An 18,608-nucleotide genomic window follows, 5' to 3' on the forward strand; every position below is an offset into this window, starting at 1 on the left:
CCATGCCCCGACCCTCCGTTCCATCCTTTGGCAAGGCGACGACGCAGCGCGGTGCTGCGCTGTACGTCGCCATGATCATGTTGCTCTTGCTCACGCTGATTGGCGTCGCGGCCATGCAGGTCGCCTCGCTCCAGCAGCGCATGGCCACCAACTTCAACGACTTCGCGTTGGCTTTCCAACGGGCCGAAGGTGTGTTGCGGCAGGGCGAGTTCGAGCTGCAGCGCTCCTTCGACACCGGGGCCCTGCGTGCCGAAACCTACTGCCTCGGCGACGCCACGAATTGGGCGAACACCATCGAGCCTGGTGCAGTCCCGGCCGCAGAAGTCCGCAAGATTTACGGCGGCGCATGCCCCGGGGCACGCCCCATCGACCCCACTGCCGAAGGCGGTGTGCCGGCTCCCGGTGAACTCGATTACCAGCTGCTTGCCGCTGCCGCGGATCGTGATGCCGCCGCATTCCCCACCTCGGTCGTTGTGATCGAGACCGTCTACGTCGTTCCCCCTCAAGCGAGGACGCCATGAGCATCGCTGCCCGTACTCCCACGCTGATCGCCGCGGCGCTGCTGACGCTGTCGGCCGGATTCTCCTCGCCCGCGAATGCCCAAGCGGCCGCTCTCTCGATCTCGCAGGAGCCGCTGTACATCACCAATCGCATCAAGCCGGCCTTCATCATGGCCATCGACGACTCGGGCTCGATGCAGTGGGAGACGCTTTTCGCCGTTCAAGAAGGGGACGCAACTTGGGGCCGGGCGCCGTGGAACTCCTTTTACCATCCGACGGAGGTGCTGCCCAGCGGACGTCCGAGGCCTCTCCGTCCCGGCGAGCGCGCGGGCGGCCTGACGGACTATGTGGAACTGTTCAACTTCCCCGAGAGAGGGACGGCCCAAAACACGATTCCTCCGCTGCCGAACTTCGGCTTCGCAAGGGCGTTCGAGTTCAATCCTTCGGCCTTCAACCCCAACGCGATCTATGCGCCGTGGGGTCGCGCCGACCGCACCTCTTGGGCCGATTCGACCCCGTCGGCGGCACTGGTCGACCCCCGGCTGACGGGGGGCAGGAGTTTCGACCTGACCGCCGATGTCCAGCAGGACGGCAACAACTGGCGATTTGATTTCGACAGAGGCATGGTGGTGCCGGCGGGCACCGTCTATTCGCGCAATGCGGGCAACACCTGCGACTTCGGTGGCACCGAGATCGGCGACACGGGGTGGTGGGAACTAGCGACCAACGTGACATCGATCCAACGTTGCGTTGCGGGTGTCCGCTACTTCCCGGCGACCTTCTACACGACCTCGCCGACCTTCCCGGGCTATACGGCCACGCCGCTGGCAATCGTCGACCCGGCCGGAGGGCCTCCCAACACCACCCTTTACCGGTACGAAATCAAGCCCGGGAACATGACGGAGGGTGCCTACGACGCCACGATCAAGAACTTCGCGAATTACTTCACCTACTACCGCAACCGTAACTTGGCGATGGTTGCGGGCATCACCCGGGCCTTTCTCGACATCGACTTCATGCGGGTCGGGGCGTTCAGGATCAACAACCTGGTGGACGTCACGATGTACGACATGGGGGTCCAAGCCGACCGGAATGCGTTTTACACCTTGGTGACGGCCTTCAACGGCAACGGAAGCACGCCCAACCGGTTCGCCGTTGACCATCTGGGCAACCAGTTCCGGCGTACCGGGGCGGGGGCGCCGGTGCAACTGGCCTGCCAGATGAATGCGGGCATGCTGTTCACCGACGGCTATTCGAGGAATGGCGGGCCGGACGACGTCGGTGACCTCGATGCCGACTTGGGAGCCCCGTTCGCCGATGCGTTCCCCAACAAGAAGGGCGACATCGTCGCGCAGCATTACATGCAGAACATCCGGTCGGATCTTACTGCCGGTCTGGTGAGGGTTCCTCCGGCCTGCTCGGGCCCCAACCCCGACCCCCGGCTTGACTGCCGAACCGACCCCCACATGAATTTTTATGGCGTGACGCTCGGTGCCCTCGGGAACATTTATGGCGTCAACGCGGCAGCGACGGCCGATCCCTACGCCAATCCGCCGGCGTGGGCCGCGCGTTGCGATGATTGCCTCCCGACGATCGATGAGCTCTGGCAGGCGACCTTGACCGGTCGGGGCCGCTACATCAACGCGGCGTCGCCCCAGGCCATTTCCGAGGCGATGAACGATGTCGTCAACGCGGTGCTGGATTCGACCCAGCCCGTGGGCACCCCGCCGGTGGCGGGGGCCCGTGTCGGTACCGATTCGGCCACCTACCAGACCGGGTTCGCCGTCCGCAACAATGCGCGCGATTGGGTGGGTAGCCTGGAGGCGTTCCGCATCAATGCGGACGGTTCGATCGGCACGCAGTTGTGGAGTGCCGAGTCGCTCCTGCCGTCGGCAAGCTCGCGCAACATCCTCGCCATGCACACCCCGGGGCCGACGGCCACGCGGAGCGTGGTGGAGTTCCTCGCCACGAACTTCGGCACGACCGAAGCCGACCGCGCGAGCGCCATCGGCGTGAGCCTGCCGTCATTCGAGTTGAACTACACCGCCGGCTCGACGATGACGGATGCGTTCAACTACCTCCGCGGCGATCAGTCGAGCGAGCAGACGAACACGGTCCCCTTGGGCTTCCGGCCGCGGTCCGGTCGCTTGGGCGACATCATCAATTCGACGGCGGAGGTCGAAACCAAGCGCAGCTTCTATCCGGCTTTCGATGCGCTGCCGGGTGCGGAAGGTACGGCTTATCGCGACTACCAAGCCAACAAGCGGGCCTCGTTCACCAACTCGGTCTATGTGGGTGCGAATGCCGGCATGCTGCATGCCTTCAACGCCGACACCGGTGCCGAGCTCTTCTCGTACATCCCCAATGGTGCCATCGGCCAGATGGGGCTGCTGCTGGCCCGCAATTACCAGCATCGCTACTTCGTCGACGGGCACGTCAACGTCACGGATGCCGTGATCAATGGCAACTGGGGCACGGTGCTGCTCGGCACCATGGGACGTGGCGGGCGCTCGGTCTTCGCCATCAACGTCACCGACCCGACATCGGTCGATGACGGCAAGGTGATGTGGGAGCTTCCGACGAACGACAACGACCTTGGTCTGGGCCTTGGTCGCGTCGAGGTGATGTACGGCGAGGATGGTGTTTGGTATGCGGTGTTCGGCAACGGCCTGAACAGCACCAACGCCGACCCGGTGCTGTACCTCGTGAATCTGTCCACGGGCGTGGTCACCCACCGCATCACCGCCGATGACGGCGGCGATTTGACCAACGGCCTGACGCGAATCGCCTTGGCGGATGTGAATGGTAATGGTCGCGTGGATGCCGTTTACGGCGGTGACTTCCAGGGCAACCTCTGGAAATTCGACCTCTCGTCGACGGCGAACAGCAGCTGGGTCGTGGGCTTGGCCGGCAACCCGCTGGCCCGTGCGCGCGACATCAACGAAGATCCGCAGCCGATCACGGGCGGCGTCACCGTTGCGAAAGGGCCCTCGGGCGGCGTCATGGTCAATTTCGGCACGGGCCGATACCTCACCGACACCGATGCGGTGGCTGGCGGTACCCAGCAGCTGCAGTCGCTCTACGGCGTCTGGGATCGCGGTACCGTCAGTGGCATCACTCGTGCGTCGCTAGAAGAGCAGCAGATTCTCACCCAGTTCGGCACCGGCAGTAACCTCGGGCGGACGCTCTCGAACAACCGGGTGGACTACGCGACCCAGAATGGCTGGTATCTCGACCTGCGCGTGGGCAGCGCGACCCCGAACGGCGAGCGGATGATCGGCGACCCGCGAGTGATCGGCCAGACGATCACCATCCCGACCTCCGAACCGTCGGGCGACACCGAGTGCGCCCCCGGTCTTCTCACCTGGGGTTATCGTCTGGATCTCTACTCTGGTGGCCCCGTGCTCAATCGCATGGAGCGTCCGGGGGGGAGCGCGGTTTGCGCGACGACGGGGTGTGGTGGCCTGCTGGTTCAGACTGGCGGCGCGCCGGTGACGGGTAGTTCGGTGGTCCAGCCGCAGCGCCCGTGCCGCCGTGGTATCGACCCGGAGTGCCCGGCGATCGCTGACCCCGCGGTCATCGAGGCGGAGTGCGGCAGCCCCAATCCGGACGACCCCACGTTCAATCCCGCCTATGACACCTGCGTCGACACGGAAACGGCGGGCGGCAACGAGGCGCTGGTTTGCTCGATCAGTAATCCGATCGGCACCCAGGACTTCGGCGGCGAACCGCAGGTCTGTGGTCGCCAGTCGTGGCGACAGGTCCGCTGACGGCCGTCATCCACCCACCCAAAGACCCGGGGCGGTTTTGCCGCCCCTTACCGCAGCAACGAGGGCGTCATGAGCGTGCGCAAGGAAACCGGCTTCACCCTGATCGAACTGATGATCGTCGTGACGGTCATCGCCATCCTCGCCGCCGTGGCCTATCCGTCGTATCAGGCACAGGTGAGGAAAAGCAGAATGGGACAAGCTCAGGCTGATCTGCTTGAGCTCGCGCAGTTCATGGAGCGCTGCTTCGCCTCGAACAACACCTATGTCGGCTGCGCCTTGCCGTTCGCGACCTCGCCGCGCAATGGCATCCCGTACTACGAGATCCAATTCAACCCGGCGACTACGCGCACGGCATTCAATCTGCGGGCCGTCCCCCAGACCGCTGGTGGCCAAAACAGTCAGATTTGCGGCACGCTCGAGTTGAATGAGTCGGGAGTGAAACGCTTCGGCGCCCTTGGTACGCAAGCTGACTGCTGGTGAGCCTGTCCCGCTTTCTGTACTCATGCCGCACGCCAACAAAAAGCCCGCTTTCGCGGGCTTTTTGTTTCTGCGTTTTGGCGCCCGAAGTTGGACTCGAACCAACGACCCCCTGATTAACAGTCAAGTGCTCTAACCGGCTGAGCTATTCGGGCAGGGCGCATATTCTCGTTTCCCGGGCCGGGGACGTCAAGCCCCGGCTGCCTTTCAGTCCGTCCCGCAGGCGGGGGTGTCGCGCCCCGCGGGTGCGGTACGCGTCCGCCCGCCGGTGTTGATCACCAGCAGCCGCAAGGCGTCCAGCGACTTGGCGCAGATGCGCAGGGTCGTGTTGCTGCCGGCCGAACGCCCGTCCGGGCGGAAGCCGATGACCGGGCGGTTCGCGCTGCCGACCATGTGCAGGCCGTTGAAGTCCTTTTCCTGCTGGACGCGAAGCACCGTTTCGCCAGGGGAGAGGTCGCGGTCGTAGTTGCGGTCCTCGAAGGTCATCGCGCCCGCGGACCAGGCGCCCCAGTCGAGGCAACGCGCGAAGTCTCGGGTTCGGCAGATGACGACCTGCTTTCGGCGGAATACCGCTTCGCTGCGGGCGAAGGCCAGTTCGGTCTGGAAGCGGTCGGCGACCGTCCGCGCCTTGGTCCGTTCGATGACGCCTTGGAAGGCGGGGACCGCTAGCCCGGCGAGCACGCCGATCAGGGCGACGCCGATCAGAAGTTCGGGGAGGGTGAGGCCTTGCTGTGCGCGCATCGGGACGTCCTTGTGGTCCGTGGGGGGAATGCGGAGAGGGCGAGGCCATCCTCCCCGGGGCGAGCGCCCCGGGCTGTCATCCGCGGGCCTCGGGTGCTGTAGGAATTCCACGCGGTCTGCTCGCACGCGGCACCTATACTCCCGCGTTGCCCCATCCACCCCCGCCGATGACCCAGCGCTTCAAGCTGCACTCCGAATACCGCCCCGCCGGCGACCAGCCGCAGGCCATCGATCGCCTTTCGGCGGGCTTCGAGGCGGGCGTCGCCGCGCAGACCCTGCTGGGTGTCACCGGGTCGGGCAAGACCTACACGATCGCGAACGTCGTCGAGCGCATCCAGAAGCCGACCCTCGTGCTCGCGCCGAACAAGACGCTGGCCGCGCAGCTTTACGGCGAGTTCAAGTCCTTCTTCCCGGAAAATGCGGTCGAGTACTTCGTCAGCTACTACGACTACTACCAGCCCGAAGCCTACGTGCCGTCGACCGACACCTTCATCGAGAAGGACAGCGCGGTGAACGAGCACATCGAGCAGATGCGCCTCTCGGCGACGAAGGCCCTGCTGGAGCGCCGCGACGCCCTGATCGTCGCGTCCGTCTCGGCGATCTACGGCTTGGGCGACCCGAACGAGTACTTCCGGATGGTGCTGCACCTCGTGCGCGGCGACCGCATCGACCAGCGCGAGCTGATCCGCCGCCTCACCGAGATGCAATACACGCGCAATGACATGGAGCTGCGGCGCGGCAACTACCGCGTGCGCGGCGAGACCATCGACGTGCATCCGGCCGAAGTCGAGGACGAATGCCTGCGCATCGAGCTCTTCGATGGCGAAGTCGAGCGCCTGTCGCTGTTCGACCCGTTGACCGGCGCCGTGCAGCGTGACCTCCCGCGCTTCACGCTGTATCCGAAGTCGCACTACGTCACTACGCGCCGGACCATCCTCGACGCGATCGAGACCATCAAGCCCGAGCTACAGGACCGCCTGCAGTGGTTCTATTCACAGAACAAGCTCGTCGAGGCGCAGCGCCTGCAGCAGCGCACGCAGTTCGACCTCGAGATGCTCGCGGAGATCGGCTTCTGCAAGGGCATCGAGAACTACAGCCGACACTTAACCGGCCACATGCCGGACGAGCCGCCGCCCTGCCTGTTCGACTATCTGCCGCCTGATGCGCTGCTCGTCGTCGACGAGTCGCACGTGACGATTCCGCAGATCGGCGGCATGTACAAGGGGGATCGCGCCCGCAAGGAGACGCTCGTCAACTTCGGCTTCCGACTGCCGTCGGCGCTCGACAACCGGCCGCTGCGCTTCGAGGAATGGGAGCGTCGTTCGCCGCGCTCGATCTACGTCTCGGCCACGCCCGGCAAGTACGAGATGGAAAAATCGGAAGGCGAGATCGTCGAGCTGGTCGTCCGCCCCACCGGCCTGCTCGACCCCGAGGTCGAGGTGCGCCCCGTGGCCACGCAGGTGGACGACGTGCTGTCGGAGATCCGCGAGCGCGTGTCCTGGGGCGACCGCGTGCTGATCACCACGCTCACCAAGAAGATGGCCGAGAACCTCACCGACTACCTCGGCGAGCACGGCATCAAGGTCCGCTACCTGCATTCCGACGTGGAAACCGTCGAGCGCGTGGAGATCATCCGCGACCTGCGGCTGGGCACCTTCGACGTGCTGGTCGGCATCAACCTGCTGCGCGAGGGCCTCGACATGCCCGAGGTGTCGCTGGTGGCCATCCTCGACGCGGACAAGGAGGGCTTCCTGCGCGCGGAGCGCAGCCTGATCCAGACCATCGGGCGCGCGGCTCGCAACCTGCGCGGCAAGGCCATCCTCTACGCCGACAAGATCACGCCGTCGATGCGTGCGGCGATGGACGAGACCGCGCGCCGCCGCGAGAAGCAGGCCGAGTTCAACCGCGTGAATGGCATCGAGCCGACGTCCATCCGCAAGGAGATCCGCGACATCATGGAGGGCGCGCGTGCCGAGGCCGATGCGCCCAAGGCGCGTGGGCGCGGCAAGGGCAGGGGAGCGGCACCCGGGGCGCTGGCGGTGGCCGAGGAGGCCATGGGTTACGTCGATCCGGATGTCGCGGCCAAGCGCATCGCGGAGCTCGAATCGCGCATGTTCAAGCATGCGCAGGACTTGGAATTCGAACAGGCCGCCGAGGTGCGCGACCAGATCCACAAGCTGAAGGCGCGGATCATCGGGTCCTGAGCCCTCGCGCCGGCCGGGCCTCCACGGGCTTGCCCGGCTGCGCCACCCCCGGTATAGTGCGCGACTCGGCGGAGCCCTTGGGCTCCAGCTCGGGCGGTTAGCTCAGCGGTAGAGCACTACCTTGACATGGTAGGGGTCACAGGTTCGAACCCTGTACCGCCCACCAAAACATGTCGACCAGAGAGACGTAGTTCGAACGAACACGATCACCATGACGCGCAACGGAATCCATCGCTGAATCCCGCGCAGTCCCTCTGGATCCTTGAAAGGGCGCCTGTGCGCCCTTTTTTCTTTTCCGATTTCCCGAATTCCGAGCCCCGCCGCCCATGATCGCCATCACGCTTCCCGACGGTTCGCAGCGCCAGTACGAGCCCGGCACCACGGTTGCCGACGTCGCCGCCAGCATTGGCGCGGGCCTCGCCAAGGCCACGCTGGCCGGCAAGGTCGACGGCAAGCTGGTCGATGCCAGCTTCCCGCTGCAGGCCGACGCTTCGCTAGAGATCGTCACCGAGAAGCACGCCGATGCCCTCGACGTGCTGCGCCATTCCACCGCCCACCTGCTGGCCCAGGCCGTGCAGCGCCTGTACCCGGGCGCGCAGGTGACCATCGGCCCGGTCATCGACAACGGCTTCTACTACGACTTCGCCTACGAGCGCGCCTTCACCCCGGACGACCTGCCGAAGATCGAAGCCGAGATGGCGAAGATCGTCGGCGAGCAGCTGCCGGTAGCGCGTGCGCTGAAGTCGCGTGACGAGGCCGTGGCCTTCTTCAAGGGCTTGGGCGAGCACTACAAGGCGGAGATCATCGAATCGATCCCGGCCACCGAGGACCTCTCGCTCTACTCGCAGGGCGAGTTCACCGACCTCTGCCGCGGCCCGCACGTACCGAACACCGGCAAGCTGCGCGCCTTCAAGCTGATGAAGGTGGCCGGCGCCTATTGGCGCGGTGATTCGAACAACCAGATGCTGAGCCGCATCTACGGCACCGCCTGGCTGAACGACAAGGACCTCAAGGCCTACCTGACCCAGCTCGAGGAGGCCGAGAAGCGCGACCACCGCAAGATCGGTAAGGCGCAGAGCCTCTTCCACGTGCAGGAGGAGGGGCCGGGGCTCGTCTTCTGGCATCCGAAGGGCTGGCGCCTGTGGCAGGTCGTCGAGCAGTACATGCGCCGCGTGTACCGCGATTCCGGCTATCAGGAAGTGCGCTGCCCTCAGGTGCTCGACGTCTCGCTGTGGAAGAAGTCCGGCCACTGGGACAACTACCAGAACAACATGTTCTTCACCGAGTCGGAGAAGCGCACCTACGCGCTGAAGCCGATGAATTGCCCGGGCCACGTGCAGGTCTTCAACCAGGGCCTGCACAGCTACCGCGACCTGCCGATCCGCTACGGCGAATTCGGCGCCTGCCACCGCAACGAGCCCTCGGGCGCGCTGCACGGGATCATGCGCGTGCGCGGCTTCACCCAGGACGACGGGCACATCTTCTGCACCGAGGACCAGATCGAGGCCGAAGTCACCGCCTTCCACCAGCAGGCGATGAAGGTCTACGCCGACTTCGGCTTCAGTGAGATCGCGATGAAGATCGCGCTGCGCCCCGAACCGCGCCTCGGCGACGACGCCACCTGGGACAAGGCCGAGAACGCCCTCCGCGCCGCCCTGCGCGCTGCCGGGGTCGAGTGGGAGGAGCTGCCGGGCGAGGGTGCCTTCTACGGCCCGAAGATCGAGTACCACATGCGCGATTCGATCGGCCGCGGCTGGCAGGTCGGCACCATGCAGGTCGATTTCATGATGCCGCAGCGCCTCGGCGCCGAGTACGTCGACGAATCCTCGACCAAGCGCCACCCGGTCATGCTGCACCGGGCCATCGTCGGCTCGATGGAGCGCTTCATCGGCATCCTGATCGAAAACCATGCCGGCGCCTTCCCCGCTTGGCTGGCCCCGATCCAGGCCGTGGCGATGAATATCACCGACGCGCAGGCCGATTACGTGGCCGAGGTCAGGAAAACCCTTATGAATCAAGGCTTCCGGGTCGAATCCGATTTGCGGAACGAGAAAATCGGCTATAAGATCCGCGAGCACACGCTGCAGAAGGTCCCGTATTTGCTGGTCGTTGGCGACCGCGAGAAGGAAACCGGGACCATCGCCGTGCGTACCCGCGAAGGCGTCGACCTCGGGTCGATGCCGGTTGCGGAGTTCGCCGCGAAGCTGGCAGCTGAGAACGGTCCCGCCGCCTGAGCGTCGGGTTGAAGCACCCCTGGAGACTGCCCCATCAGTACTGAAAAACCCAATCGCAAGAACCTCGAGATCCGCGTCCCGCGCGTGCGCGTGATCGGCGCGGAAGGCGAGAACGTCGGTGTCCTGTCGCGCGATGAAGCGCTGCGCATGGCCGAAGACGCCGGCCTCGACCTCGTCGAGATCCAGCCGAACGTCGATCCGCCGGTGTGCCGGATCATGGATTTCGGCAAGTTCCGCTTCGAGATGCAGAAGAAGGCCTCGGCGGCCAAGAAGAAGCAGAAGCAGGTCGAGATCAAGGAACTGAAGTTCCGTCCGACCACCGACGTCGGCGACTACGACGTCAAGCTTCGCAACATCCGCCGGTTCCTCGAGGAAGGCGACAAGGTCAAGATCAACATCCGCTTCCGCGGTCGCGAGATGAGCCATCAGGAGCTCGGCATCGCGATGGCGGCCAAGATCGAAGCCGACCTGGCCGACGAGATCATCGTCGAGTCGCGTCCGCGCCTCGAAGGCCGCCAGATGGTGATGATGCTGGCGCCGAAGAAGAAGGTCTGAGGCCGGATCCGGCCGAGGGGCTCCAGCCCCTGCCGGGTTCCCCGACGCTTGCTGAACCCCGGAGCGCCCGCCTTGCCATGGCGGGCGTTTCTGTTTCATAATTCATGGTTCCCGCATTGCGGGAGAGGATCCCCGGAGCATCGCGATGAGCGAGGCCCGGTTACCGCCGGTTCGGGCAGGAAGGAAAGCACGGTTCACGCCGTCGCCCGGCCAGTAAAAGCACTCCGAAAGGACCCGTTATGCCCAAGATCAAGACCAACCGGGCTGCCGCCAAGCGTTTCCGCAAGACGGCCTCCGGCAAGTACAAGTGCGGCCACGCCAACCGTAGCCACATCCTCACCAAGAAAGCGACCAAGCGGAAGCGCAACCTGCGGCAGACGAACCATGTTCGTGCCGAGGACGCGGGCCGTCTGGATCGCATGCTGCCGTATCTCTGAGGAGGACTGACCCATGGCACGAGTTAAGCGTGGTGTCACGGCGCGCCGCCGTCACAAGAAAGTCATTGCCGCTGCGAAGGGCTACTACAACGCCCGCCGCAAGGTGTTCCGCGTCGCCAAGCAGGCCGTCACCAAGGCCCAGCAGTACGCGTACATCGGCCGTAAGCGCAAGAAGCGCGATTTCCGTTCGCTGTGGATCGTCCGCATCAATGCGGCGGCCCGCCTGAACGGCTTGAGCTATTCCCGCCTGATGAACGGCCTCAAGAAGGCCAACGTCACGCTGGACCGCAAGGCCCTGGCCGACCTGGCCATCCACGACGCGGCGGCCTTTACGGCCGTGGCGGAGCAGGCCAAGCGCGCTCTCGCGGCGTAAAGCGGACACTGCATCGGCGGCGCCTCGGCGTGGCCTGATGCGGCAAGCGAACGCGAAAGGGAAGGGCGCAAGTCCTTCCCTTTTGTTTTTTCCGGGCCCCGGATGCGTGATCGGGCCCATGACATGAATCCACAGGTCCGCTTCGCATGAGCGACGTGCAAACCCTCACCACCACCGCGCTGGCCGATATTGCCGCCGCTACGACGCTGGAGGCGCTGGAGGCGCTTCGCGTCGCGCTGCTCGGCAAGTCGGGCAGCATCACGGCGCAGCTGAAGGCTCTGGGCGCCCTGCCGCCGGACGAGCGCAAGGCCGCCGGCGAAGGCATCAACAAAGCGCGCGACGCGATCGGCGACGCCCTCGCGGCCCGCAAGGCCGTGCTCGAACAGGCAGCGCTCGATGCGCGCCTCGCTTCCGAGCGCATCGACGTGACGCTGCCGGGACGCGACGGCGAGATGGGCGTGGTGCATCCGGTGTCGCGCACCATCGAGCGCCTCACCGGCATCCTGCGCGGCCTCGGCTACGACCTTGCCGACGGCCCCGAGATCGAGGACGACTGGCACAACTTCGAGGCGCTGAACTTCCCGCCGCACCATCCGGCGCGCGCCATGCACGACACCTTCTACTTCGGCGACGGCCGCCTGCTGCGCACGCACACCTCGCCGGTGCAGGTGCGCGCGATGAAGGGCCAGACGCCGCCGCTGCGCGTGATCGCGGCCGGCAAGGTCTACCGCAGCGACAGCGACCAGACGCACACCCCGATGTTCCACCAGATCGAGGGTTTCGTCGTCGGCGAGAACGTCAGCTTCGCGGAGCTGAAGGGCACGCTGAAGGCCCTGGTTCGCGCCTTCTTCGAGCGCGATTTCGAGATGCGCTTCCGTCCGAGCTACTTCCCCTTCACCGAGCCCTCGGCCGAGGTGGACATCGCGTGGCAGCAGCCGGACGGCAGCACGCGCTGGCTGGAGGTGCTGGGCTGCGGCATGGTGCACCCGAACGTGCTGCGCAGCTGCGGCATCGACCCCGAGAAGTACACCGGCTTCGCGTTCGGCCTTGGCGTCGAACGCTTCGCCATGCTGCGTTACGGCGTCAACGACCTGCGCAGCTTCTTCGACAACGACGTCCGCTTTCTGGGGCAGTTCGCATGAAGTTCAACGAAAGCTGGCTGCGCGAGCACGTGGCCGTCGAGGCCGACCGCGACGCGCTGTGCGCGGCCCTCACCGCCATCGGCCTGGAAGTGGAAGGCGTCGAGCCCATCGGCGGCGAACTGCCGGGCGTCATCGTCGCGGAGATCGTCGAGGCCGTGCGCCATCCGGAAGCCGACCGCCTGCAGGTCTGCAAGGTCGCGATCGGTGGCGGCGAGCACGTGCAGATCGTCTGTGGCGCGCCGAACGCACGCGCGGGCCTGAAGGCGCCGCTGGCGACCGTCGGCGCAGTGCTGCCGGGTGCTCTCAACATCAAGGCGGCGAAGCTCCGTGGCGTCGAGAGCTTCGGCATGCTGTGCTCGGCCAAGGAACTGGGCATCGACCCCGATGCCTCCGGCTTGCTGGAACTGCCGGCCGATGCGCCGGTGGGTACCGCCTTGGCCACTTACCTCGGCCTGCCGGACGCGCGCATCGAGCTGAAGCTCACGCCGAACCGCGCCGACTGCTTCTCGATCCGCGGTATCGCCTTCGACGTGGCCGCTGCGCTCGGCGCGCAGGTGCGTGCGTTCGAGGCCGCGCCGGTCGCCGCGACCGCTTCGGCCACGCTGCCGGTCGAACTCCATGCCGGCGCCGACGCGCCGCGCTATTGCGGCCGCGTGATCGAAGGCCTGGACCCGAATGCGACGTCGCCGTCGTGGCTCACGGAAAAGCTGAAGCGCTGCGGCCTGCGCCCGATCAGCCCGTTGGTCGACATCACCAACCTCGTGATGCTCGAGCTCGGCCAGCCGATGCACGCCTTCGATGCCGACACGCTCAAGGGCCCGATCGGCGTGCGTCATGGTCGCGCCGGTGAATCGCTGAAGCTGTTGGATGAGCGCGAGGCCGCGATCGACGCCGGCTTTCTCGTGATCACCGATGCCGACCGGCCGGTGGCGCTGGCGGGCGTCATGGGCGGCTTCGACACGCGCGTGACCGACGCCACGACCCGCGTGTTCCTCGAATCGGCGCACTTCGCGCCTTCGGCGATCATCGGTCGCGCCCGCAAGCTCGGCCTGCACACGGATGCCTCGCACCGCTTCGAGCGTGGCGTCGATCCGGCACTGCCGCGCGTGGCGCTGGAATACGCGACCAAGCTCGTGATGGACATCATGGGCGGCAGCGCCGGCCCGGTGGTCGAGGCCGTCCGCGAGGCCGACCTGCCGGTCCGCGCACCGGTCGCGCTGCGCCGCGAGCGTCTCGCCCGCGTGTTGGGGCAGCGCATCGATGACGCCGAAGTGGCGCGCATCTTCGTCGCCCTTGGTATGGCGATCGAAGCGACGGCGGATGGCTGGCGCATCACGCCGCCGACCCGCCGCTTCGACATCGCTATCGAAGAAGACCTGGTCGAGGAAGTGGCCCGCATCCACGGCTACGACGCCGTGCCCGCTGCCCTGCCGGCCGGCGAGATCCCGCTGGCCGACCACACCGAGACGCGTGCGCCGGAAGCCTTCCTGCGCCGCCAGCTGGCCGCCCGGGGCTTCCACGAGGCGATCAACTTCGCCTTCGTCGACGCGGCACTGCTTCAGCGCTGGGGCCTCGAAGCCGGAGCCATCGCGCTGCTGAACCCGTTGGCCTCCGACCTCGGCACCATGCGCACCGGCCTGCTGCCGGGCCTCGTCGAAGCGATCCGCCGCAACCTCGCCCGCCAGCAGGCCCGCGTCCGCCTGTTCGAGATCGGCCGCGTGTTCCATGCCCCGGCCACCGCCGGTGCCGCTCCGGTCGAAACCCGCCGCATCGCGTTCGCTGCCGTCGGCGCTGCGAAGCCGGAGCAGTGGAGCAGCGCGGCCCGTCCGGTCGACTTCTATGACCTCAAGGGCGACCTCGAGGCCCTCGCCGGGCCGGCCACCGACGCGCTGGCCTTCGCACCGGCCACGGGCGTGCCTTGGCTGCACCCCGGCCGCAGCGCCGCGGTGACGCTGGATGGCGAGGCCCTCGGGTTCGTCGGCCACCTGCATCCGGCCCTGGCCAAGGCCCTCGACCTCGATGGTGAAGTGGTCGTGGCTGAGCTGGATCTGGCCCGCCTCGAAGCCCGCGCCGTGCCGAAGGCCGGCGAGCTGTCGCGATTCCCCTCCGTTCGGCGCGATCTAGCCGTGCTGGTGGCCGAGGATCGGCCTTGGGCCGACCTGGAGGCCAGCCTCCGCCAGTCGCTCGGCGGCTTGCTGCGGGACGTGAAAGTCTTCGACCGCTATGCCGGCAAGGGCCTCGAAGCGGGGGTCAAAAGCCTCGCTATGGGATTGATTCTGCAGGATGTTTCCCGCACTCTCACCGAATCGGACGTCGATAAGGCGGTCCAGGCCGCGTTGGCGGCTCTGGAACGTGACTGTGGCGCCCGCCTGCGATGACCTGAGGGGGCGACGTGGCACTGACCAAGGCCGAAATGGCGGAGCGACTGTTCGAGGACGTGGGCCTCAACAAGCGTGAGGCCAAGGAGTTCGTCGATGCGTTCTTCGACGTCCTTCGGCTGTCGCTTGAGCAGGGCAAGCAAGTGAAGCTGTCCGGTTTCGGCAATTTCGACCTGCGCCGCAAGAACGAGCGGCCGGGTCGCAACCCGAAGACCGGTGAGGAAATCCCGATTCTTGCGCGGACCGTCGTGACGTTCCGCCCGGGCCAGAAGCTGAAGGAGCGCGTGGACGCCTATGCTGGACCCGGGAAGTAATCGCGAGCTGCCGCCGATCCCGGCGAAGCGCTACTTCACCATCGGTGAGGTGGCGGAGCTCTGCGACGTCAAGCCGCACGTTCTGCGCTATTGGGAAACCGAATTCCCGACGCTGAAGCCGGTGAAGCGCCGCGGCAACCGTCGCTACTACCAGCGCGCCGACGTGCTGGTGATCCGCCAGATCCGCGGCTTGCTGTACGAAGAGGGTTACACCATCGGTGGCGCACGCCTGCGCATCGATACCGAGAAGCAGGCACCGGCGGCGAAAGCCAAGGCTGCCAGCGCGGCTTCCGAGCCCGCGTCCGCGGGCATCGATGTGGCGCTGCTTCGCGAAGTGCGCGAAGAGCTCGAATCGGTGCTCGCGCTGCTGCGTTCTTGAGCGCAGTGCCGGGGATCAGTCGACCCCGGCGGAGCCAGTCGGTATACTGCGCGGCCTCGCTGCTTGGCAGCGAATGATTTTCCGGTCGGGGCGTAGCGCAGCCTGGTAGCGCATTTGCCTGGGGGGCAAAGGGTCGTGGGTTCGAATCCCGCCGTCCCGACCAATTCATGACGTAAGTCGTTGATTTCGAACGAGCCGAACATCGCAAGATGCTCGGCTTTTTCGTTTGCTACGCCTTGCTGCTACGCCCGCGTGCTACGCGCCGGGCAGGGATGGGGTGATCGAGGGCCTGTCGTGACGTCCGGCATCGACGTCGACGCACAGGAGGACGCCCCATGGGGCTTGAGACGAACCTGCATCGGCGCGCGAACGGCGTGTACTACGTGCGCATGAAGGTGCCCAAGGTGCTGCGCGAACTGCGCGCGGCGAAAGGCCTACCCGAAGCGAAGCAATCCGAGATCTGGAAGAGCACCGGTGCACGTGATCTGGCAAGTGCACGCCGCTGCGGCACGGTGCTGCGCGGAGAGCTCTTCGCAGACTTCGATGCGGAGTTGATGCGCTTGAGCGATGCGGCGCTCTCAGACTCCCCGGCGCGCGTATCCGAGCCCCGCGCATCGCGATCCGTTGCGATTCGCGCCGTGCCCCGGCTTCGCGCTCCGGTGCTCAGTGAGCCCCTTCCCGTTATGGCGCACGAACCTGTTCCGTGTGCGCCATCCGGACTCTCCCTGCGCCCCCGGCTCTTGTCTGAGCTTCATGAGGCGTATCTGGCAGAAGAGCACTCCGGGATCGTGTCCTCGAGTCTGGCCAGCCGTCGCGCCACCTTGCGGCTCTTCATCGAGGTCGCCGGTGATCGCCCCCTCGATGAGTACACGCGCCAGCACGCTGCGGCCTTCCGTCGGCAGCTGCCAAAGCTGCCCAAGGACTCCGGGAGGCATTTCCCCGGTTTGAGCGATCTGCAGGCCATCGAGGCGGCTCCCTCAGACTTCCCCCGGATCACGAAGAAGACCGTCAATGACCGGCTGTCGATCCTGTCCGCGTTCGGGAAGTGGTTGGAGCGTACCCAGTCGGGCTTCGCGTCGGAGACCTTCAACCTGCAGCGCTTCAAGCGGCCTAAGGGCGAGAAACAGGTGGTGAAAGGCTTCACCGATGAAGAGGTGGCCCGGATCCTAGGTTGTCCTGCTTTCACCGGCTGCCGCTCGGAGAAGGATCAGCAGTCGCCCGGAACGTATCGAATCCGGGACTACCGGTTCTGGGTGCCGATGCTGGCGGCCTACACCGGGGCACGCTTGAACGAGATCACCCAGCTACGGATCGAGGATGTGGTGACTGTCGACGGGATCTGGTGCCTGAGCATCGCTGACGAGCACGAGGCCCAGAGCCTCAAGTCCGCGAATGCCCGCCGTCTGGTTCCCCTGCATTCGGCGTTGCACGAGGCGGGGTTCCTTGCCTACGTCGAACAGTCGCGCCTCCGGGGCTGGGAGTGGGTGTTCGAAGACGTTGAGCCGGACAGGGATGGGCGACGCTCGTGGGTCGCTGGGAAGCGTTTCCGGGTGCTTCTAGAGCGTCTGGAGATCGGCGGCGAGGGCAGGGGCGGCCTGCATCGCTTTCGGCACGCGGCAGTCGACCGGATGAGGGCGGGTGGAGCCCCCAGGGAGTCGATTGCGGCTGTGGTTGGCCACGATGTTGCCGACAAGAGCATTACCGACCATTACGGAACCACACGCGGCCAGGCTTTGGAAACGTTGGCGAGAACCGTAGAGATGATCGACTACGCCAATGGGAGTCGACTTGCCTCGGTCGACGCGGCCACAATTTCGTCATAGCTTCGGTGCAGGCTAAGCGGACATGAAAACGATAAACGTGATGCCCCGCGATGGCGCGGGGGTGGAACGCCAAGTGGGGTTCCCAGAGGGCGTGCGATGGATGTGATCATTCCCGCACTGTTTGGACTCGCCTTCGTCACCGCGACGGTGCTGGAAATCCGAAAGATGCGTCGACGTGCATTCGTCGTCGGCTATTCATTCCCGGTCAGTCTCGACCGGCGCCTGCAGCGCGAGTTCCCAGGGTACGAGGCCGCCGATCGCCGCGAAATCCTCGCCGGATTGCGCGACTGGTTCTGCATCGCCCAAGACGCACGCGGGCGCAGTTTGTCGATGCCGTCAAAGATCGTTGATGCGGCGTGGCATGAGTTCATCCTCGACACCCGCGCCTACCGCGAATTCTGTCAGGGTGCGTTCGGTCGCTACTACGACCACGTTCCCGCTGAGGCGATGCGTTCGCCGATGCAGGCGCAGGAAGGCATCCGTCGGTCATGGCGACTAGCCTGTGCACTTGAGAAGATTGATCGCGAGAAGCCGGTCAAGCTGCCACGACTTTTCGCACTCGATGCGCGCCTCGCCGTGCCAAGCGGCTTCGTCTATGCATTGGATTGCGCACGCGTTGCCCAAAGCTATTGTGCATCGAGCATCGGATGTAGCTCTGGTTGTGGCGGTTCTGACGGCGGGGACGGTGACGGCGGCGGTTGCGGAGGCGATTGACGGCAAGCTCAGCATTACCGCCGCTCCGCGCCCAAAGCCTCAAGTCCGCGAACGCCCGTCGTCTGGTTCACCTGCATTCCGCATTGTTCGAATCGGGCTTCCTTACCTACGTTGAACTGGCACGCCTCCGGGGCTGGGAGTGGGTGTTCGAAGACGTTGACCGGATAAGGACGGGCGTCGCTCCTGGGTCGCTGGGAAGCGCTATCGGATGCTTCTGGGCCGCTTGGGTCTAAGGGATGAGGGGCGGGGGCTGCGTCGCTTGCGGCACTTTGTAGTCGATCGGCTTCGCAAAGCAGGCATCGAGAAGTCGACGATCGCCGTACTGCTAGGGGACGAGATAGCGGATCGAAGTATCTCTGATGCCTACGGGAGCAGGGCTGAGACGCCACCTTCCGAACTTCAGCGGTCTCTCAATCAATGCTTGTACGTAACCTCCCCCTGATCGTGGACACCTGAGAGATAGAGCTTTCTGGCATGTTTTCCCCGCCAGGAGGTTCCATGAAGAAGTCGAAGTTCACCGAAAGCCAAATCGTTGCGGTGCTGAAGCAGGGCGACGCCGGCGTGCCG

The 18,608-nt window shown here is 65.7% G+C and carries 15 protein-coding genes and 3 tRNA genes; 16 read left to right on the plus strand and 2 right to left on the minus strand.

Features of this window, described 5'->3' with window-relative positions; translation table 11 throughout:
• Nucleotides 1-2 precede the first annotated feature (2 nt).
• From O9255_RS11275 to O9255_RS11285, 3 genes are all read left to right on the plus strand, one after another.
• Complete coding sequence (locus O9255_RS11275; protein WP_297866953.1) at nucleotides 3-521, plus strand: PilX N-terminal domain-containing pilus assembly protein; 519 nt, start codon at nucleotides 3-5, stop codon at nucleotides 519-521.
• Nucleotides 518-4,270: a PilC/PilY family type IV pilus protein gene (locus tag O9255_RS11280; protein WP_297866954.1), complete on the plus strand. Its 3,753-nt coding sequence runs from the start codon at nucleotides 518-520 to the stop codon at nucleotides 4,268-4,270. The genes O9255_RS11275 and O9255_RS11280 overlap by 4 nt, the downstream gene beginning before the upstream one ends.
• 69 nt (nucleotides 4,271-4,339) lie before the next feature.
• The gene (locus tag O9255_RS11285; protein ID WP_297866955.1) at nucleotides 4,340-4,750 is read left to right on the plus strand and encodes a type IV pilin protein; all 411 of its coding nucleotides are present in this window, start codon (nucleotides 4,340-4,342) and stop codon (nucleotides 4,748-4,750) included.
• Nucleotides 4,751-4,825: 75 nt separating this feature from the next.
• On the opposite strand, the gene O9255_RS11290 is transcribed toward O9255_RS11285, so the two are convergent.
• Together O9255_RS11290 and O9255_RS11295 are read right to left on the minus strand one after the other, a co-directional pair.
• A tRNA-Asn gene (locus O9255_RS11290) sits at nucleotides 4,826-4,902 on the minus strand.
• Between the two features lie 52 nt (nucleotides 4,903-4,954).
• Entirely contained in the window at nucleotides 4,955-5,488 is a 534-nt protein-coding gene (locus tag O9255_RS11295) for a GspH/FimT family pseudopilin (protein ID WP_297866956.1), read from the minus strand.
• A 167-nt stretch (nucleotides 5,489-5,655) separates the two neighbouring features.
• Here O9255_RS11295 and uvrB point away from each other — a divergent pair, with 167 nt between their 5' ends.
• The 13 genes from uvrB (at nucleotide 5,656) to O9255_RS11360 (ending at nucleotide 18,041) form a co-directional block, all read left to right on the plus strand.
• Nucleotides 5,656-7,692, plus strand: a complete 2,037-nt coding sequence (gene uvrB / locus O9255_RS11300; RefSeq protein WP_297866974.1) for an excinuclease ABC subunit UvrB — start codon at nucleotides 5,656-5,658, stop codon at nucleotides 7,690-7,692.
• Nucleotides 7,693-7,783: 91 nt separating this feature from the next.
• Nucleotides 7,784-7,858 (plus strand) — tRNA-Val (locus O9255_RS11305).
• A gap of 160 nt (nucleotides 7,859-8,018) precedes the next feature.
• Nucleotides 8,019-9,926 (plus strand): threonine--tRNA ligase, encoded by a 1,908-nt coding sequence (gene thrS / locus O9255_RS11310; protein WP_297866957.1) that lies wholly within the window; start codon nucleotides 8,019-8,021, stop codon nucleotides 9,924-9,926.
• A gap of 33 nt (nucleotides 9,927-9,959) precedes the next feature.
• On the plus strand, nucleotides 9,960-10,481 hold the full coding sequence (gene infC / locus O9255_RS11315; protein ID WP_297866975.1) for a translation initiation factor IF-3: 522 nt from the start codon (nucleotides 9,960-9,962) through the stop codon (nucleotides 10,479-10,481).
• Between the two features lie 239 nt (nucleotides 10,482-10,720).
• On the plus strand, nucleotides 10,721-10,918 hold the full coding sequence (rpmI, locus tag O9255_RS11320) for a 50S ribosomal protein L35 (RefSeq protein WP_002811096.1): 198 nt from the start codon (nucleotides 10,721-10,723) through the stop codon (nucleotides 10,916-10,918).
• 13 nt (nucleotides 10,919-10,931) lie between these two features.
• Nucleotides 10,932-11,291, plus strand: a complete 360-nt coding sequence (gene rplT / locus O9255_RS11325; protein ID WP_297866958.1) for a 50S ribosomal protein L20 — start codon at nucleotides 10,932-10,934, stop codon at nucleotides 11,289-11,291.
• Nucleotides 11,292-11,437: 146 nt separating this feature from the next.
• On the plus strand, nucleotides 11,438-12,433 hold the full coding sequence (gene pheS / locus O9255_RS11330) for a phenylalanine--tRNA ligase subunit alpha (protein ID WP_297866959.1): 996 nt from the start codon (nucleotides 11,438-11,440) through the stop codon (nucleotides 12,431-12,433).
• A complete protein-coding gene (pheT, locus tag O9255_RS11335) occupies nucleotides 12,430-14,811 on the plus strand; it encodes a phenylalanine--tRNA ligase subunit beta (protein ID WP_297866960.1) in 2,382 nt (793 codons plus the stop codon). Before pheS ends, pheT begins: the two co-directional genes overlap by 4 nt.
• A 14-nt stretch (nucleotides 14,812-14,825) precedes the next feature.
• Complete coding sequence (locus O9255_RS11340; RefSeq protein ID WP_297866961.1) at nucleotides 14,826-15,125, plus strand: integration host factor subunit alpha; 300 nt, start codon at nucleotides 14,826-14,828, stop codon at nucleotides 15,123-15,125.
• Complete coding sequence (locus tag O9255_RS11345; RefSeq protein ID WP_297866962.1) at nucleotides 15,106-15,504, plus strand: MerR family transcriptional regulator; 399 nt, start codon at nucleotides 15,106-15,108, stop codon at nucleotides 15,502-15,504. Before O9255_RS11340 ends, O9255_RS11345 begins: the two co-directional genes overlap by 20 nt.
• A gap of 86 nt (nucleotides 15,505-15,590) precedes the next feature.
• Nucleotides 15,591-15,667: transfer RNA gene (locus O9255_RS11350), tRNA-Pro, on the plus strand.
• Nucleotides 15,668-15,839: 172 nt separating this feature from the next.
• Nucleotides 15,840-17,327: a site-specific integrase gene (locus O9255_RS11355; protein ID WP_297866963.1), complete on the plus strand. Its 1,488-nt coding sequence runs from the start codon at nucleotides 15,840-15,842 to the stop codon at nucleotides 17,325-17,327.
• Between the two features lie 96 nt (nucleotides 17,328-17,423).
• Nucleotides 17,424-18,041 carry a hypothetical protein gene (locus tag O9255_RS11360; RefSeq protein WP_297866964.1) on the plus strand — a complete coding sequence of 206 codons (618 nt, stop codon included), beginning with the start codon at nucleotides 17,424-17,426 and terminating at the stop codon, nucleotides 18,039-18,041.
• Nucleotides 18,042-18,608 lie beyond the last annotated feature (567 nt).

The organism is Silanimonas sp. (assembly GCF_027530345.1).
Classification (GTDB): Bacteria; Pseudomonadota; Gammaproteobacteria; order Xanthomonadales; family Xanthomonadaceae; genus Silanimonas.

What these genes read in the sequence shown, in the direction of transcription:
- O9255_RS11275 (WP_297866953.1), top strand. Translation starts at nt 3, where the DNA reads ATGCCCCGACCCTCCGTTCCATCCTTTGGCAAGGCGACGACGCAGCGC.
- O9255_RS11280 (WP_297866954.1), top strand. Translation starts at nt 518, where the DNA reads ATGAGCATCGCTGCCCGTACTCCCACGCTGATCGCCGCGGCGCTGCTG.
- O9255_RS11285 (WP_297866955.1), top strand. Translation starts at nt 4,340, where the DNA reads ATGAGCGTGCGCAAGGAAACCGGCTTCACCCTGATCGAACTGATGATC.
- O9255_RS11295 (WP_297866956.1), bottom strand. Translation starts at nt 5,488, where the DNA reads ATGCGCGCACAGCAAGGCCTCACCCTCCCCGAACTTCTGATCGGCGTC.
- uvrB (WP_297866974.1), top strand. Translation starts at nt 5,656, where the DNA reads ATGACCCAGCGCTTCAAGCTGCACTCCGAATACCGCCCCGCCGGCGAC.
- thrS (WP_297866957.1), top strand. Translation starts at nt 8,019, where the DNA reads ATGATCGCCATCACGCTTCCCGACGGTTCGCAGCGCCAGTACGAGCCC.
- rpmI (WP_002811096.1), top strand. Translation starts at nt 10,721, where the DNA reads ATGCCCAAGATCAAGACCAACCGGGCTGCCGCCAAGCGTTTCCGCAAG.
- rplT (WP_297866958.1), top strand. Translation starts at nt 10,932, where the DNA reads ATGGCACGAGTTAAGCGTGGTGTCACGGCGCGCCGCCGTCACAAGAAA.
- pheS (WP_297866959.1), top strand. Translation starts at nt 11,438, where the DNA reads ATGAGCGACGTGCAAACCCTCACCACCACCGCGCTGGCCGATATTGCC.
- pheT (WP_297866960.1), top strand. Translation starts at nt 12,430, where the DNA reads ATGAAGTTCAACGAAAGCTGGCTGCGCGAGCACGTGGCCGTCGAGGCC.
- O9255_RS11345 (WP_297866962.1), top strand. Translation starts at nt 15,106, where the DNA reads ATGCTGGACCCGGGAAGTAATCGCGAGCTGCCGCCGATCCCGGCGAAG.
- O9255_RS11355 (WP_297866963.1), top strand. Translation starts at nt 15,840, where the DNA reads ATGGGGCTTGAGACGAACCTGCATCGGCGCGCGAACGGCGTGTACTAC.
- O9255_RS11360 (WP_297866964.1), top strand. Translation starts at nt 17,424, where the DNA reads ATGGATGTGATCATTCCCGCACTGTTTGGACTCGCCTTCGTCACCGCG.